This window comes from Caballeronia glathei (genome assembly GCF_000698595.1).
GTDB lineage: Bacteria > Pseudomonadota > Gammaproteobacteria > Burkholderiales > Burkholderiaceae > Caballeronia > Caballeronia glathei.
Genome location: NZ_JFHC01000046.1, coordinates 1 through 15212 on the forward strand (window position 1 = coordinate 1; position 15212 = coordinate 15212).

The 15212-nt window shown below is 63.8% G+C and carries 15 protein-coding genes and 2 pseudogenes; 6 read left to right on the forward strand and 11 right to left on the reverse strand.

The genetic code is table 11. From position 1 onward, the window contains the following. Window positions 1-690 precede the first annotated feature (690 nt). The 7 genes from cheW to flhD form a co-directional block, all read right to left on the reverse strand. Complete coding sequence (gene cheW / locus BG61_RS24980) at window positions 691-1215, reverse strand: chemotaxis protein CheW (protein WP_051672779.1); 525 nt, start codon at window positions 1213-1215, stop codon at window positions 691-693. Window positions 1216-1242: 27 nt separating this feature from the next. Then, the gene (gene cheA / locus BG61_RS24985; protein WP_035942284.1) at window positions 1243-3567 is read right to left on the reverse strand and encodes a chemotaxis protein CheA; all 2325 of its coding nucleotides are present in this window, start codon (window positions 3565-3567) and stop codon (window positions 1243-1245) included. A gap of 73 nt (window positions 3568-3640) precedes the next feature. After that, window positions 3641-4033, reverse strand: a complete 393-nt coding sequence (locus BG61_RS24990) for a response regulator (protein WP_035942285.1) — start codon at window positions 4031-4033, stop codon at window positions 3641-3643. A gap of 26 nt (window positions 4034-4059) precedes the next feature. Continuing rightward, on the reverse strand, window positions 4060-5163 hold the full coding sequence (motB, locus tag BG61_RS24995) for a flagellar motor protein MotB (protein ID WP_081868183.1): 1104 nt from the start codon (window positions 5161-5163) through the stop codon (window positions 4060-4062). Window positions 5164-5203: 40 nt separating this feature from the next. After that, window positions 5204-6064 carry a flagellar motor stator protein MotA gene (gene motA, locus BG61_RS25000; protein WP_035942287.1) on the reverse strand — a complete coding sequence of 287 codons (861 nt, stop codon included), beginning with the start codon at window positions 6062-6064 and terminating at the stop codon, window positions 5204-5206. Between the two features lie 171 nt (window positions 6065-6235). Next, a complete protein-coding gene (gene flhC / locus BG61_RS25005; protein ID WP_051672780.1) occupies window positions 6236-6820 on the reverse strand; it encodes a flagellar transcriptional regulator FlhC in 585 nt (194 codons plus the stop codon). Window positions 6821-6840: 20 nt separating this feature from the next. Next, complete coding sequence (gene flhD / locus BG61_RS25010; protein WP_035942288.1) at window positions 6841-7164, reverse strand: flagellar transcriptional regulator FlhD; 324 nt, start codon at window positions 7162-7164, stop codon at window positions 6841-6843. 624 nt (window positions 7165-7788) lie between these two features. Here flhD and BG61_RS25015 point away from each other — a divergent pair. Beyond that, entirely contained in the window at window positions 7789-8853 is a 1065-nt protein-coding gene (locus BG61_RS25015; protein WP_035942289.1) for a glycosyltransferase family 4 protein, read from the forward strand. Between the two features lie 123 nt (window positions 8854-8976). On the opposite strand, the pseudogene BG61_RS40345 reads toward BG61_RS25015, so the two are convergent. Next, window positions 8977-9277, reverse strand: a pseudogene (locus BG61_RS40345) (H-NS histone family protein). Between the two features lie 310 nt (window positions 9278-9587). Here BG61_RS40345 and aqpZ point away from each other — a divergent pair. Further along, window positions 9588-10284 (forward strand): annotated as a pseudogene (gene aqpZ / locus BG61_RS25020) (aquaporin Z). A gap of 326 nt (window positions 10285-10610) precedes the next feature. After that, window positions 10611-10919: a PXPV repeat protein gene (locus BG61_RS25025; protein WP_035942290.1), complete on the forward strand. Its 309-nt coding sequence runs from the start codon at window positions 10611-10613 to the stop codon at window positions 10917-10919. Between the two features lie 91 nt (window positions 10920-11010). On the opposite strand, the gene BG61_RS25030 is transcribed toward BG61_RS25025, so the two are convergent. Beyond that, window positions 11011-11850 carry a Cof-type HAD-IIB family hydrolase gene (locus BG61_RS25030; protein ID WP_035942291.1) on the reverse strand — a complete coding sequence of 280 codons (840 nt, stop codon included), beginning with the start codon at window positions 11848-11850 and terminating at the stop codon, window positions 11011-11013. Window positions 11851-11895: 45 nt separating this feature from the next. Next, a complete protein-coding gene (locus BG61_RS25035; RefSeq protein ID WP_129572366.1) occupies window positions 11896-12819 on the reverse strand; it encodes a glucosamine kinase nucleotide-binding domain-containing protein in 924 nt (307 codons plus the stop codon). Between the two features lie 112 nt (window positions 12820-12931). Here BG61_RS25035 and BG61_RS25040 point away from each other — a divergent pair, with 112 nt between their 5' ends. From BG61_RS25040 to BG61_RS25050, 3 genes are all read left to right on the forward strand, one after another. Beyond that, window positions 12932-13573, forward strand: a complete 642-nt coding sequence (locus BG61_RS25040; protein ID WP_232256456.1) for a DNA-3-methyladenine glycosylase I — start codon at window positions 12932-12934, stop codon at window positions 13571-13573. Window positions 13574-14056: 483 nt separating this feature from the next. Next, window positions 14057-14482, forward strand: coding sequence for a hypothetical protein (locus BG61_RS25045; protein ID WP_035942293.1), 426 nt, complete (start codon window positions 14057-14059; stop codon window positions 14480-14482). 16 nt (window positions 14483-14498) lie between these two features. Beyond that, window positions 14499-14858: a phospholipase D-like domain-containing protein gene (locus BG61_RS25050; protein ID WP_035942295.1), complete on the forward strand. Its 360-nt coding sequence runs from the start codon at window positions 14499-14501 to the stop codon at window positions 14856-14858. A gap of 114 nt (window positions 14859-14972) precedes the next feature. On the opposite strand, the gene rpsU is transcribed toward BG61_RS25050, so the two are convergent. Continuing rightward, window positions 14973-15185, reverse strand: coding sequence for a 30S ribosomal protein S21 (gene rpsU, locus BG61_RS25055; protein ID WP_035942296.1), 213 nt, complete (start codon window positions 15183-15185; stop codon window positions 14973-14975). Window positions 15186-15212: the final 27 nt, after the last annotated feature.

The window sequence follows — 15212 nt, forward strand, 5'->3', positions numbered from 1 at the left end:
ATCATACGGTGTTAGGACGTGACCACGTTTGATTCATTCAGAGTGGACCGACCGCGGGAGTGTCCGCCTCTGTATTTCACTCTGATAGGTACGCAGACCGACTGTGCCATCGCGCCCTTAAACGAAGTGACAAGGCAATCATTCCTCCGTCCTCGCTTCGCTCCGACGCAAGGTATGCCACAACCAATCGCTTCGCTCGTCTCGCATGTATCCAAGCCCTTTGCCCTGACCCTACCCCTCCGATCTACCTTTCGTCGGGCACGCAGTGCCGAGACGGATGAATGACTGCCTTACCACTTCGTTCGAGGGCGCGAGGGCGCAGTGGGTCCGCGTACCAAGCCCGGTGACATTCAGAGGTGGACACTCCTGCGGTCGGGCCACTCTGAAAAACTCGAACGTGGTCACGTCCTAACACCGCTGACCCAATAGCTGCTTTCTTTGGTTACTTTCTTTGCAGCAGCAAAGAAAGTAACTGCCGCCCCGCACAGGGGCGAGCTAATAGACCGCGAACAAATCAAGCTTCCTAGAAGCACAAGCGCATCAAACGGTTCTGACAAGCATCAACGCCAAACCGTGCGCCAGTGACTTCCGCCCCGCACTAGGGGCAAACCAGCCGGACTAGTGACAAAAACAAGCTCCATGCGGGCGCTAGCGCATCAAACGGTGTACACCTCACCCGCGGAACAGACCTCAAGCCGCAACCGCATCAATGAGCTCCATCTCCCGACTGGTCATGAGCTTCTCGATATCCATGAGAATGAGCATGCGCCCGTCGACGGTGCCGAGCCCGGTCAGGTATTCGGTCGTAAGCGTCGCGCCGAACTCGGGCGCCGGCATGACCTGTTCCGGCGTGAGCGTGAGCACATCCGACACGCCATCCACGACCATCCCCACCACGCGATGCGCGACGTTCAGAATGATCACGACCGTCTGGTTGTCATACTCGACGCGCCCCAGATTGAACTTGATGCGCATGTCGACGATCGGCACGATGATGCCGCGCAGATTGATCACGCCCTTGATGAACGCAGGCGCATTGGCGATACGTGTAACGTTGTCGTAGCCGCGAATTTCCTGAACCTTCAGGATGTCGATGCCGTACTCTTCCGCGCCGAGCGTGAAGACGAGAAACTCCTGTCCGGCCGCTTCGGCATGTTGCGCGTCGCGGCGTTGCGACTGAGCGGCGGTCTGGATGGATTGAATGTCTGCTGCCACGTGAGCCCCCAAGATATCGGCCGGGTGTTATGAAAGTGAGTGCGAGCCGTGCTGCGCGCGGCTTTCGCGATTCAGTGCTGCGACGTCGACGATCAGCGCGACACTGCCGTCGCCCAGGATGGTCGCGGCGGAAATGCCGTGCACCTTGCGGTAATTCGTTTCGAGGTTCTTCACCACGACCTGCTGCTGGCCGACCAGCTCGTCGATCAGCATCGCGAAGCGGCGTCCCTCGGCCTGCATGATCGTGACGATGCCCTGCGTGGGTTCGGTGCGCGCGCCGTCCACCGAGAAGACGTTGTGCAGCGCGACGAGCGGCAGATATTCGCCGCGCACGCGCACGACACGCTCGCCGTTCGCGACCGTATAGATGTCCTCGGCCACCGGCTGCAGCGACTCCATCACGAAGTTGAGCGGCAGGATGAAGATCTCGTTGCCGACCTTGACCGACATGCCATCGAGGATCGCGAGCGTGAGCGGCAGCACGATCTTCGTCGTCGTGCCCTTCCCCTCGCGCGACATGATCTCGACATGCCCGCCCATCGACTGGATGTTGCGCTTGACCACGTCCATGCCGACGCCGCGCCCGGAGATATCCGTCACCTGCTCGGCGGTGGAGAAGCCCGGCATGAAGATGAGCTGCCACACTTCCTCGTCGCTCATCGACTCGCTCACCTGCATGCCCTGCTTCTGCGCCTTCGCGATAATCTTGTCGCGGCGCAGGCCCGCGCCGTCGTCGCTCACTTCGATGACGATGTTGCCGCCGTGATGCGCCGCCGAGAGCACGAGCTGCCCGGTCGGCGACTTGCCCGCGGCACGCCGCGCATCCATGGTTTCGATGCCGTGATCGAGCGAGTTGCGCACGAGGTGCGTGAGCGGATCGATGATGCGCTCGATCAGGCTCTTGTCGAGTTCGGTCGCCTGACCGAACGTGACGAGCTCCACTTCCTTGCCGAGCTTGCCCGCGATGTCGCGCACGAGCCGCGGGAAGCGGCTGAAGACGTAATCCATCGGCATCATGCGGATCGACATCACGGCTTCCTGCAGGTCGCGCGCGTTGCGCTCGAGCTGCGCCATGCCGTTGAAAAGCCGGTCGTGCAGTGCCGGATCGAACGTGCTGGTGGTCTCGGCCAGCATCGCCTGCGTAATCACCAGTTCGCCGACGAGGTTGATCAACTGGTCGACCTTCTCCACGCCGACGCGAATCGAGCTGCCTTCCGCTGATGCCGCCGCAGCGGGGCGAGCCTTCTTTTCGGCATCCGCGGCGGGAGCGGCCACCTTCGCCGGCGCCTCCGCCGACGCGCCTGGAAACGCCTCTGCCTGGCGGATGCCGGCGGCGGCCTGCGCCGCCGCCGGTGCCGCTTCTTCTCCCTTGGGCGCTGGTGCCGCGGCCTCTTGTGCCTGCTCATGCCCTGCCACTGCGACCTGCGCCGCCGGCGCGCTGCTCCGAGCCGCGTCGGCCGCGTCGCCGCGCCCGACGGTGATCTGTGACTCGTCGATCACGAAACAGCACACGGCGATGATGTCGTCGGAAGACACATCGGAGTCGAGCCACAACACGAGGTCGCCGCCAGACTTCTTCTCGCCGACGACACTGCCCAGATTCCCGAGCTCCTCGGTCAGCAGTGCCTGGTCCTTCTCGCCCACCCCCCGTAGCGTAATTTTCAGGTGGGGTCCATCTTCCGCGGACGCCGCGCCGGTGTGTCCCGGCGTCGTGCTTTCCACGGACCCTGCATCCAGTGCCGAGTCGGCCGATTCAGCCGTTTCAGCCGCATCGAAAGCGCCGTCCCAGCCGCCTGCGTCCTCGATCGCGTCCCGCGCCTCTGCGATCACATGCGCGGGCGGTGCGTTCGGGCCGTCGGCGAAATAGGGCTCTTCCGCTGCGTCATCCGCGGCCGCGAACTGCAGTTCGAGTTCGGCTGCGGCTTCGTCTACGGCTTCGAGCGCGGGCGCCGCCATGAGCGCGTCCTCGTTCTTCAGGCGCTCCAGCTTCGCGCAGATCGCGGCGGCCGCGGCGGCGTCCGGCTCGGCGCTCGCGCGATACGCGGCGAGCTGGTCCGAGAGCACGTCCTTTGTCGCGAGGAAGGTGTCGATCATGTCGCGGCGCAGGACGAGTTCGTTGTTGCGCGCGCGGTCGAGCAGCGATTCCAGGATGTGCGTGGTCTCGGTGAGCGCGGTGAAGCCGAAGGTCGCGGCGCCGCCCTTGATCGAGTGCGCGGCGCGGAAGATCGCCGCGAGATCCTCGGGATCGGGATTCGCGATGTCGAGAACGAGCAGCAACTGCTCCATTTGCGCGAGCAGTTCATCGGCCTCGTCGAAGAAGGTTTGATAGAACTGGGTAATGTCGAGTGTCATGCTTGATTCATCGCAGAAATGCTGTTCAGTCGGCGCCGCTGTGCGCTCCGGTGTCGTGTTCGCTACTTCGTTTTCAGTCGAATGCCTGCCCGTGCTGCTGCGCGTCCGAAAGCGCCGCGACGAGTTCCGTCAGCAGTTCCGGGTCGAGCGGCTTTTCGATCCAGCCGGTCGCGCCGGCAGCGCGCGCCGCATCCTTGAACGGCTCGCCGTCTTCGGTCGTGAGGACGAGTATCGGCGTCGCCCTGTACGCAGGATTGCCGCGCAGCGCGACGATCAGTTCCAGCCCGTTCCTGCCCGGCATGTGCTGATCGGTCAGCACGAGATCGAACGGCTGCGCGAGCGCCGATTCGAGCCCTTCGATGCCATCCGCCGCGACGGTCACGTCGTAGCCGGCAGTGATCAGCGTCGCCGAGAGGATCTGCCGCATGGCGGCGGAATCGTCGATTGCCAGAATGCTCTTGATCATGAAAATCTCTTGCCTGTTATGTGCCGTCACTGATCGGCGGCAGGTGCCGGCACGGAGACGCGCTGCGCCACAGCCGACTCGTCCTCAGCCATCGCGGCGGGCGCGAGCGCGGCCTGCGGCGAGGGTTTCGGCGCGACCGTCACGGCGGGCGCCAGCTTGTCGAGGAGCGGCCTTGCACCCGCGCGAGGCGCGTCGCCCGTGGCGCCGGCGGCGTTGTCGAAGAGCGTCGTCGCCGAGGTGTCGTCGCGTGTCATCGCTTCCTCCGACTTGCGGTTGAGCACGATAATGCTGATGCGGCGGTTCTCCGGATCGAGCGCGTCCTTCTTGTTCAGGTTCTGCGTGGAGGCGAGGCCGAGCACGCGCAGCACCTTCGCTTCATCCATGCCGCCCGAGATCAGCTCGCGCCGCGACGCATTCGCACGGTCCGCCGACAGCTCCCAGTTGCTGTAGCCCTTCTCGCCGCCCGCGTACTGCACGGCGTCGGTGTGTCCCTGCACGACGATGCGGTTCGGCACGTCGTTCAGCGTCTTGCCGATCTCGCGCAGGATGTCGCGCATGTACGGCTGCACGTTGTCGCTGGAGAGCGCGAACATCGGCCGCTTCTGCGTATCGACGATCTCGATGCGCAGACCGGTCAGCGTCGAATCGATGCGGATCTGCTGCTTGAACTGCCGCAGCGTCGGATTCGCCTCGATCGCCGCCATCAGCTTCACCTGCAGGTCGTGCAGGCGCACCTGCTCGCGCCGCTCGAGTTCGCCCTGCGCGTCCTTCAGCGCCTGCTCGTCGGTCTTCGTGGAGGCGCGCTTGCCCCAGGTCAGCGTGCCGTCGCTCATGCGCGTCGTGGCCGGATCGGGGCTGGAGATGTCGCGTCCGCCGCCCTTCAGGATGGTCGAATCCATGCCGGTGCTCGGCCCGCCGAGAATCGCGGCCTTGAGCGGCATGTTGAAATACTCCGCGATACCGCGCCGCTGCACCGGCGACACCGAGCTCAGCAGCCACATCAGCAGGAAGAAGGCCATCATCGCGGTCATGAAGTCGGCGTAGGCGAGCTTCCACGCGCCGCCGTGATGCGCCTTCTTGCCGGAAACGACGCGCTTGACGAAGATCGGACGGTCTTTTTCGTTACTCATCGCGGTGCCCCTCTCGTGACGTGCGGCGCGCGTGCGCCCGTCACTTCGCCTTCACCCGGCGCACGTGCTCCTCCAGTTCGGAGAACGACGGACGCTCGGTGGAGAACAGCACCTTGCGGCCGAACTCGACCGCAATGGCGGGCGCGTAGCCGTTCAGGCTCGCGAGGATCGTCACCTTGATGCACTGGAACATCTTCGTCGACTCGGCGACGCGCTGTTCCGCCACGCTCGCGAGCGGGCCGATCAGGCCGTAGGAAAGCAGAATGCCGAGGAACGTGCCGACGAGCGCCTGCGCGATCATCTCGCCGAGCACCGCGGGCGGCTGGTCGGCGGAAGCCATCGTATGCACGACGCCCATCACCGCCGCGACGATGCCGAACGCCGGCATCGCGTCGCCCACCTTGTGCAGCGCCTGTGCCGGGCCTTCGCCCTCGGCGTGATGCGTTTCGATTTCCTCGTCCATGAGACTTTCGATTTCAAACGCATTCATGTTGCCGCCCACCATCAGGCGCAGGTAGTCGGTCAGGAACTCGACGATGTGCTTGTCGGCCAGGATTTTCGGGTACTGGTTGAAGATCGGGCTTTTCTCGGGATCGTCGATGTCGGCTTCGAGCGTGAGCGTCCCTTCCTTGCGCGCCTTCGCGAGCAGGACGTAGAGGAGCGCCATCAGCTCCATGTACACGTCCTTGTTGTACTTGGAGCCCTTGAAGAGCGTCGGAATGACTTTCAGCGTCGCCTTGATCGTCTTCGCGCCGTTGCCGAGAATGAATGCACCCACGCCCGCGCCCGCGATCATCAGGATTTCGACCGGTTGCACGAGCGCGCCCAGATGCCCGCCTTCGAGCGCATAACCGCCGAAGACCGACAACAGTGTCACGAGTGTTCCCACGAAAATCAGCACAGTCGAGTCCTCACGTTTCGATGCGGCAAGACCGCCGTTAAGTGGTTTACGGCACTCGATGCGAAAACTTTGGGGAAAAAAATCGGACGGGCAAACGGTAAACCCCGCACGGGGCGGGGCTCTCGCTTCTGACGAATGACGCGCCGGCCAGACGGCCCGGCGCCGCTTGCGCTAGGCAGCCAGTTCGGCGTCGCGGTCCGCCTGTCCGGCGGCCCCGGCGGCTTCGGCGCGCACGGCGCTCGCCTTGCGCGTCTTGCCCGCGCGCGACGGCGGCTGGCACAGCCCGCACACGAAGCCGTGCCTCGGGTCGTAGGCATGTGCGACAAAATGCCCCGTACAGCGGGTGCAGGTGGTGAGCTGCAGCATGCCCGAGTCGAAGAAGCGCACCAGCGTCCAGGCGCGCGTGAGACTCAGAACCGGCTCGTCGCCGTGCAGCTCCGTATGTTCGAGATAGAGGCGGTAGCTCTTCACGATCGACTGGATGTTCTCGCAGCCGCCGTGCTGGCTCATGAACCGGTAGATGTTGTAGAACAGCGACGAATGAATGTTCGGCTGCCACGTGATGAACCAGTCGGTGGAAAACGGCAGCATGCCTTTCGGCGGCGAGACGCCTTTCAGCTCCTTGTAGAGCTTGATCAGGCGATCGCGCGAAAGACTGGTTTCCGCCTCGAGCAGTTGCAGCCGGGCGCCGAGCTCGACCAGCTCGATCGCCAGGGTGATTTCGCGGACTTCCGCGACTACGCTTTTCGTCGCCATGTTCGCCGCCCCGAGTCCGCTCAGCCGATCTGAGCGGCGGGCTGGCCCGCCATCAGGATCGCCGAATGCGTCTGGGCGAGCGCGGCGTTCTTTTCCTTGTCGGCGAGCGACGAGAGGATCGCGTGGTCGTCGAAACGGAAGCGGCAGAGCAGCTGGCTCGATCCGGCAATCTTCACCACCTGCGGCAGACTGAGCGAAGACAGGACGTCGGCAAGCTGCTCCGAAATGCCCATCCGGAACATCGCGGATGGCCGGTCTTCCCGCAGAAGGCGCTGCGCGAGCAGCAAATACGACAGATTCACCTCGCGGATCTCCGCGAGCGTGCTGGTATTACTGGTCGTCATCTTTTCCCCGTCGATACTCGTGGCTGGTCAGGCCATTGCGGAAACGTTTGCTCGAATTCACGCATGAAAAGGCGAATCCGGCCGCGCTCCATAGTGTTGGAGCCGATTGTCGGTGAATGTAAGGCGCGGTGATATCGGACAAACGTGCCGATTTATCGGCAGAAAAACACGTAATCCCGTGTAGGAATAATTCCTACACGGGATTAATGTCGGGTTACCGTGGATTAATTCTGATTAACGGCACCGATCCCAATTACTGAAGCGCTCCGGCTTTCAACGTCCGCGTTGTGCGCAAAACGGGGCAGGCTCAAAAACTGCTCCCTGATCTCACGTCCGATCGACGAGAGGCTTTTGGAATTCGCCCGCGAAGCCGTGTTTGCTGGCTTTCGCCTGAATTTTGATCTTCGTAACAGGCGGTGTTTCGTCCTGTAACAAGGTTAAGCGATTGAAAAATGACTCGAAAACCTCGGCCCGATACCGATAATGAGCGTAAGGGATAACCCGGCTGATGTCCGGGCCGATCTTCGGACGGCGGCAAACACGTTGTCCGTCCGACAGGCATTCGCTTGGCGCTCGACAGGGGCGCGACCGTGCGATGCCCTCACGAAACAGGAGAGTCACGTTATGCGAATCGCCCAAATTGCACCGTTGCACGAAGCAGTCCCCCCGAAATTCTACGGCGGCACTGAGCGCGTGGTGTCCTACCTCACCGACGCGCTCGTCGACCTCGGCCACGATGTGACGCTTTTCGCAAGCGGCGATTCGCAGACGAAGGCAACGCTCGAAGCGGCGTGGCCGCGCGCGTTGCGCCTCGATCCGTCGATCCGCGACGCCCTCGCGCCGCACATGCTGCTGCTGGAGAGCGTCCGTCAGCGCGCGCACGAGTTCGACGTGCTGCACTTTCACCTCGACTACATGCCGTTTTCGCTGTTTTCCCAGCTCGACACGCCGTTCGTCACCACGCTGCACGGCCGCCTCGACCTGCCGGAACTACAGCCGATCTTCAACACGTTCACGAAGGCGCCGGTGATTTCGATCTCCGATTCGCAGCGCCTGCCGCTGCCGCAAGCCGCGTGGCTGAACACGATTTACCACGGTCTCCCGGAAAACCTCCTGACGCCCCAGACGCACAAGGAACCGGAATATCTCGCGTTTCTCGGCCGCATTTGTCCGGAAAAACGCGCCGATCTCGCCATCAAGATCGCTGCGCAAAGCGGTCTGCCGCTGAAGATCGCCGCCAAGGTGGACAAGGTCGACCAGGAATACTTCAAGACGACGATCGAGCCGCTGCTCTCGCAGGCGCACGTGGAGTTCGTCGGCGAGATCAACGAGGCGCAGAAGCCGGAGTTCCTCTCGGGTGCGAAGGCGCTGCTGTTCCCGATCGACTGGTCCGAGCCGTTCGGCCTCGTGATGATCGAGGCGATGGCGTGCGGCACGCCGGTGATCGCGTTCAACCGCGGTTCCGTGCCGGAAGTGATCGACCACGGCGTGACCGGCTTCATCTGCGAGGACGTGCAGGGCGCGGTGGGCGCACTGCAGCGCCTCGACGAACTGTCGCGCCCGGAAATCCGCGCGCAATTCGAACGCCGCTTCAGCGCGCGGACGATGGCGCAGAATTACGTCGAAAGCTATACGACGATGCTGCAGGCAGCAAAGCGTCCGGTGCTGCGCCAGGTCGCCGTGGGGTAATCCTGAAACGGCTTGCCGCTTCGGCAGCCGTTGCGCCAGCTGCGCGCCATATCGTCCGACAATACCGCCCGATTTCGGGCGGTATTTTTTTGCGCGGATATTTGCTGCCCGCGCCATGTGAATCTAGGCGCGGTCGATCAGAAACCGGTCGCGATTCTTCCCCGCGATCCAGCGGGGGCGGCTTGCCCCGCCCATTCCACGTCACGCCGGTTTTCGGGTCCTGATAGACGGGCGGCAGCGGTTCCTTTTTCGGCGGACGGCCGCGCCGTGCAAGGCCGAAACCCAGATCCCGCGCGGTGAGTCCGTATTCGACGATCTTCCGGCGAATGTCCGCGACCACGGCTTCGAGTTCCGCCTCACGGGCGCGATCCGCCTGCGCCTGAAGCTTTGTGATCTGTGCCTTCAGCTCGGTGTATTGGGACATTGTTTCTGCCTTTAATTGGAAATCGGAGTAATCGTAAAGACTAGCGATATCGAATAGAAGACGCAATTGGCGGCAAATGTTATTTGCAAATTGCGCCAAGTATTTGCGCCGAATATTTATTTCCCCTCCAAAGCCGCGCTGACGCTACTTGTCTCGAAAAAAGATCCACGCTTTATAAAGCCAGTTAACCATTTTTGACAAACTCGCGGGGCGGGCGACATTAAACTGCGCACCCGCACGGGACATTATTCTTTAGTCCGCTTTATTTAATCCCCGGCTTTATTTCATCTTTTTCAGGACAAGCAGAATCATGCAATTATCAAAGCGCCTCGGCGCAGAAATGTTCGGTACTTTCTGGCTGGTGCTGGGCGGCTGCGGAAGCGCCGTGCTCGCCGCCGCTTTCCCGCACGTCGGCATCGGCCTTGCGGGTGTCTCGCTCGCGTTCGGTCTCACCGTGCTCACGATGGCTTACGCGATCGGCCATATTTCCGGCTGCCACCTCAACCCGGCGGTGAGCATCGGCCTGGGTCGCCGGCCGCTTCCCGGCTCGCGATCTCGTGCCCTACATCGTCGCGCAGGTCATCGGCGCGACGCTCGGCGCGTACACGCTGTCGGTGATCGCCACGGGCGCGCCGGGCTTCGATCTCGTTGCGAGCGGCTTCGCCACGAACGGTTTCGGCGAGCACTCCCCCGGCCAGTACACGATGGTCGCCGCGCTCGTCTGCGAAGTCGTGATGACGTTCTTCTTCCTGTTCGTGATTCTCGGCGCGACCGACCACCGCGCGCCCTCGGGCTTCGCGCCTATCGCGATCGGCCTGTGCCTCACGCTGATCCACCTGATCTCGATTCCTGTCACGAACACGTCGGTCAATCCGGCGCGCTCGACCGGGCCGGCGCTTTTCGTCGGCGGCGCCGCGATCGGACAACTGTGGCTGTTCTGGGTTGCACCGATCATCGGCGCGGTCATGGCCGGCGTGGTTTATCCGCTTCTCTCCCGTGAGAAGTAAGCCGGACGGCATCGGCTGACCACGAAAATGGGCGCTTCGGCGCCCGTTTCTTTGCTGGCGCGGGCGCGAAGGGCCGCCGAATATGAATTCGGCGCGACAAATGTAATGCCCGTTTACAAGCGCCGACGCTTTTTCCTTCCCACGGCGCGTGACGCAAGCGCTCAAACAGGCCGCAGGCCGCTTGGCGCCAAGGCGGGCGCTGCGGTCACGCCGCACTCGAACCCTTACGAGACGCTTGCATCCCGTAACAACTCGTCGAAGCGTGTAAGACGGCCGCTGCTTACATTGGACTCATGCGACAGACGTCGCTTTCCAGGAGAAACAACATGAAGCGCATCGTCACCCATCTGCTCGTTGCCACCGGTCTCGCGCTTGGCGCCGCCGGCGCCGCTCAGGCACACACCGACCTGAACATCGGTCTGTCGCTCGGCGCTCCGGCTTATGCGCCGGCTTATGCGCCTACCTATGTGCGCCCCGCCCCGGTCTATGTCCGGCCCGCGCCGGTGTACCGCGCGCCGCACTGGCGCCACGCCGAACCGCGCTGGGACGGGTACGGCCATGACAACGGCCGCTGGAACCGCACGGGCTGGGATCACGGCCGCGGCCACGGCGGCGGCTGGGATCGTCGCGGATAACACGCCCGGCGCGACATGAACGAAAAAGGGAGCGACTGCTCCCTTTTCTGTTTGTGATGCCCGCATGGATTGCGATGCCCTCCGGTGACGCCTAGTCCGGCGCCTGCCCCGGCGACGCCAGTTCGTCGGCGATCCCGAACAGCTTGCGCAACTGGTGCGCGACACCCGCCTCGAAGTTGTTGCCGATGCGCGGCACGTGCGGCAGACGGCTGATCAGATGCGGGTTCGCGTTGTTCATCATGAACGGATGGCCGGCCGTCTCCAGCAGGTCGATGTCGTTCATGTTGTCGCCGAACGCAACGCAGTGCGCCGGATCGACGTCGAGCCGGTCCAGCACGAAGCGAAGCGCCCTTCCCTTCGATACATCCGCCGTCATCACCTCGAGACAGTCCGGCAGCGAATAGGTGACGTAGAGCGCGTCGCCGAACTCACGCCTCAGGTTGGCCGCCGTTTCCTCCAGATCCTTCGGCTCGCCGATGTACAGCACCTTCGCGATATCCTCGCCATCGTGCTCGCGCAGGTCCATCACCTCGTACTTGAAGCCCGAATCCTGGTGGAACACGAGCAGCTCGGGTGCGTGGCGGTCGATCAGCCAGGCGTCGTCGGCGAACAGATTGACGATCACCCGGCCCTCGCCGCCCGCCAGTTCGGGCTGCACGAGCTGGCGCACCGCGGCCGGATCGAGGTCGCGCGAGTAGACGCGCGTGTCGTCCGGCGCGTGAACCCGCGCGCCATTCGACGTGATCAGGTACGCGTCGATGCCGAGCACGTCGCGAATGCCCGCCACGTCGCGGTAATGGCGCCCCGTCGCGATCACGAAGCGCACGCCCTCCGATTCGAGTCGGCGAAGGGTTGCGACGGTGAACGCGTCGACCTGATGGTCGCTGTTGAGAAGCGTGCCGTCGAGATCGGTGGCAATGACTGGATACATGAACGCCTTTTTGCGGCAATGGCCGGTAGAACGAAGCTTGCTATTTTAACTTGCGCGCGAGTGCCCGGCCGGTGCAGCCGCCAGCGCGCGCCGCGCGAGTTGCAGCGCACCGGCCGCCGAATCGGCGGCGGGCGCGCGCAAGCGGTCCCGCAGCGCGGGCGGCACCAGCGGCTCGTACGGCTCGGCCAGCCCGCCGCACAGGGCGACTGGCAGCGCGCCTGCCGGGTCGAGCGCGGCCACGAGCCGCTCGATTTCGCGGCCCGCATCCGCGAGCAGGGCCGCGGCGAACGGGTGGCCGCGATGCTCGAACACGCTCGGCGCGAGCGTCGCGTAGGCGGTCTGGTTGGCTGCGCACAGCCACACGACGAGGTTGTCGCGATCCGTCGCGCCCGTCAGCGCGAGCAGCGCGTCCGACCATGCGTCGGCAGGCGCACGGCCGTCGAGCACCCGCTGCAGATGGACGACGGCGCGCAGGCCGAGCCAGGCCCCGCTTGCCTCGTCACCGCTCGGAAATCCGTAGCCGCCCGCGATCCGGCACGCGCCCTTTGCATCGAGCGCCGCCGCGATGCTGCCGGTGCCGAGCGCGACGATCACGCCGGGCGCGCCGCCATGAGCACCGAGAAGGGTCGTATAGGCGTCGCTTTCGACCGCGAGCGCACGCAGGCCGGGCGCGAGCGCGCGAAATTCCGCGAGCCAGCCGGCGTGGTTCACGCCCGCGAGCCCGCAGCCGAGCGAACATGCCGCCCAGTCCAGCGACAGGCCGGCCGCCGCGAAGGCGCGCTCGCAGGCGGCTTCGATCTCGCGCCACGCCCGCGCGACACCCAGTCCGAGCCCTGACGGGCCGCCCGCCGCGCGCGCCAGTTCGCGCCCGCGCGTATCGGCCAGCACGACGCGCGTGCCGCTGCCGCCGCCGTCGATGCCGATCAGATACCCCTGCGGGGCCATATTCGAATGCAATGAAGTAGTCATGCCCGCAAGCTTACCGGCGCGGCCACTCGCCGCCAATCGCCGCCAATCGGCCGAACGGACGATGTTGCCGGCGATGCCCATTCCGCTATGCTGACGCGACACGAAAATACCGATGGACGAGACCATGGATACAACAGCGCAACACCGATGCAGTTGGGCCACCACCGAAGCGATGGCGCACTACCACGACACCGAATGGGGCGTGCCGTCTCACGACGACCAGCATCTTTTCGAAATGCTGGTGCTGGAGGGCGCGCAGGCGGGGTTGTCGTGGTCGACGATCCTCAACAAGCGCGAAGGCTATCGCGCGCTGTTCGCCGGGTTCGACATCGACAAGGTCGCGCGCTTCACCGAGGACGACGTCGCGCGGATCGTCGTCGACGCCCGCATCGTGCGCAACCGCGCGAAGATCGAGTCCGCGATTCTCAATGCCCGCGCGATCCAGCGCATCCAGGCGGAGCACGGCTCGTTCGGGGCCTTCGTGTGGTCGTTCGTCGGCGACACGCCGATCGACACGCCGCGCGACTCCTATCACCACGCGCCGGCGTCCACGGCCGAATCCGACGCGCTGAGCCGCGCGCTCAAGCAATACGGCTGCAAGTTCATCGGCACGACCATCTGCTACGCGTTCATGCAGGCGACGGGCATGGTCAACGACCACGAGGCCGATTGTCTCGCGCGCACCGCGAAGAAGCCCGCCAGGAAGGCAGCGGCCAAGGCGCCGCGCAAGACTGCCCCGAAGGCGGCGAAATAGCGGCGCCTTCCGGTTTTATCAGGCGAAGATCTTTGCTTTTTCGCAACGCTTCCGGGTGCTTCTTCCCCCGCCTACGGGAAAATCCCGATAGAGCCTGCTTTTTTTGCGGTGAAGCACGCCGCGTTGCTTGTCCTGCAATGAACCAATGGATTCTTGCCGCACTGCACGATCGTTCGCTCCGTGTCAAAATTGCGCGCTCGCGTGTGCTAGCGCACCTTTTAACCGGGGCGAATCGTTATAACTGACGGTGAGGCGAACCCTTCAACGAAGTGTGGGAGCCGTCGCGAGCACACGAGGCGCTGTGAGACCGTGCGCCAGATGGTGGCAAAACCAAGTGCTCGAAGCGGTCCGCGGACACGAAGCGCGTCTTCTTTTTATTGCTGGCAACGGTCTGGCAACGACGCTCGAATCCGGGACTGCAAGTGCAGGTTGCTCGATATTCAACGATTGGCCGCTGCGCCAGAGGCGCAGGGGAGAACGAACATGAAAAGCCTTAACTTCCTGACACATCAGGAGATTTTCAACAGCGCCGTGCAGCATCTTTTCGGCCAGGGGCAAACGGCTTTGCTGCCTCACGGGGGCGGCGCGTATCGCGGTTACTGCGGGGGCTGCCCGGTCGGCAGGTTCATCAAGCCGCGTGACTACATGACGGCGATGGAAGGGGTGCCGATCCGCTACATCGCGAAAGCGCCGGAGGCCGTGCCGGCGTATATGGATGTCGGCGTCGCGGCGCTCAAGCGCGCGCTCCTTCGCTCGCGGATCAACGTGTTCGACCCGACCACCGTCGAACTGCTGAGCTGCCTGCAGAACGTGCACGACGTGTTCGGCAGATGGGAATGGCGCGAGCGGCTGGCGTCGATCGCGCGACAATTCGGCCTCTCGGCCGAGCTTCTGAAAACCGCTGCGTGAGGTTGCAGGTGTTGTGATGTTGAGTGCCAGAGAGATTTACGAGCGCGTGAGCGCGCATCTGCTGAAACAGCGCGCCGTGTCGGAAGACGACAACGGCTCATGCCGGCTGCGCAGCGCGCACGGGCGCAAATGCGCGATCGGCTCGCTCGTGAGCGACGACGTATATGACCCGGACATCGAGGGCATCGGCATCTCGTATTACCGCCACGCACGGGACGGCAAGCTGCTGCAGGCGCTGTACGCATCGAATGTAAACGCGTACGACCCGAGCATCGTCGAGTTGCTGATCGAACTGGAGCAGGTTCACGACGACGCCAGCGTCGACCAGTGGCCCCATCTGCTCAACGCGCTCGGCAGGCGGCACGCGTTCATCTAGCCGGGCGCAAGCCACACGCATACGGGCAAAACAAAGCAAAACGGCGGTGCGCCCTTTCGGGTCGCACCGCCGTTTTGCTTGCCGCAGCCGTTTTCGGCCGCGGCTTGAAGATGCTCAGTGCATCTTCTTCGGCAGCATCTGGCTGCGCAGGCGCTTGCGCAGACGGCTCACCGCGGCGGCCTTCTTGCGCTTGCGCGCCGTGGTCGGCTTTTCGTAGGACTGGCGTTCGCGCAGTTCGGCGATCAGGCCGTTCTTTTCGATCGTGCGACGGAAACGGCGAATCGCCACGTCGAACGGCTCGTTTTCTTTCAAAACAATAGTGGTCATGGAATTCCTAAATCGCTAAACGTATTT

Bases quoted from the DNA above. Each gene is read 5' to 3' on its own strand.
- cheA (WP_035942284.1), bottom strand. From the start codon at position 3,567: ATGACACTCGACATTACCCAGTTCTATCAAACCTTCTTCGACGAGGCC.
- BG61_RS25025 (WP_035942290.1), top strand. From the start codon at position 10,611: ATGAAGCGCATCGTCACCCATCTGCTCGTTGCCACCGGTCTCGCGCTT.
- BG61_RS25030 (WP_035942291.1), bottom strand. From the start codon at position 11,850: ATGTATCCAGTCATTGCCACCGATCTCGACGGCACGCTTCTCAACAGC.
- BG61_RS25015 (WP_035942289.1), top strand. From the start codon at position 7,789: ATGCGAATCGCCCAAATTGCACCGTTGCACGAAGCAGTCCCCCCGAAA.
- BG61_RS25035 (WP_129572366.1), bottom strand. From the start codon at position 12,819: ATGACTACTTCATTGCATTCGAATATGGCCCCGCAGGGGTATCTGATC.
- BG61_RS25050 (WP_035942295.1), top strand. From the start codon at position 14,499: ATGTTGAGTGCCAGAGAGATTTACGAGCGCGTGAGCGCGCATCTGCTG.
- flhD (WP_035942288.1), bottom strand. From the start codon at position 7,164: ATGACGACCAGTAATACCAGCACGCTCGCGGAGATCCGCGAGGTGAAT.
- BG61_RS25045 (WP_035942293.1), top strand. From the start codon at position 14,057: ATGAAAAGCCTTAACTTCCTGACACATCAGGAGATTTTCAACAGCGCC.
- BG61_RS25040 (WP_232256456.1), top strand. From the start codon at position 12,932: ATGGACGAGACCATGGATACAACAGCGCAACACCGATGCAGTTGGGCC.
- motB (WP_081868183.1), bottom strand. From the start codon at position 5,163: ATGAGTAACGAAAAAGACCGTCCGATCTTCGTCAAGCGCGTCGTTTCC.
- flhC (WP_051672780.1), bottom strand. From the start codon at position 6,820: ATGGCGACGAAAAGCGTAGTCGCGGAAGTCCGCGAAATCACCCTGGCG.
- BG61_RS24990 (WP_035942285.1), bottom strand. From the start codon at position 4,033: ATGATCAAGAGCATTCTGGCAATCGACGATTCCGCCGCCATGCGGCAG.
- rpsU (WP_035942296.1), bottom strand. From the start codon at position 15,185: ATGACCACTATTGTTTTGAAAGAAAACGAGCCGTTCGACGTGGCGATT.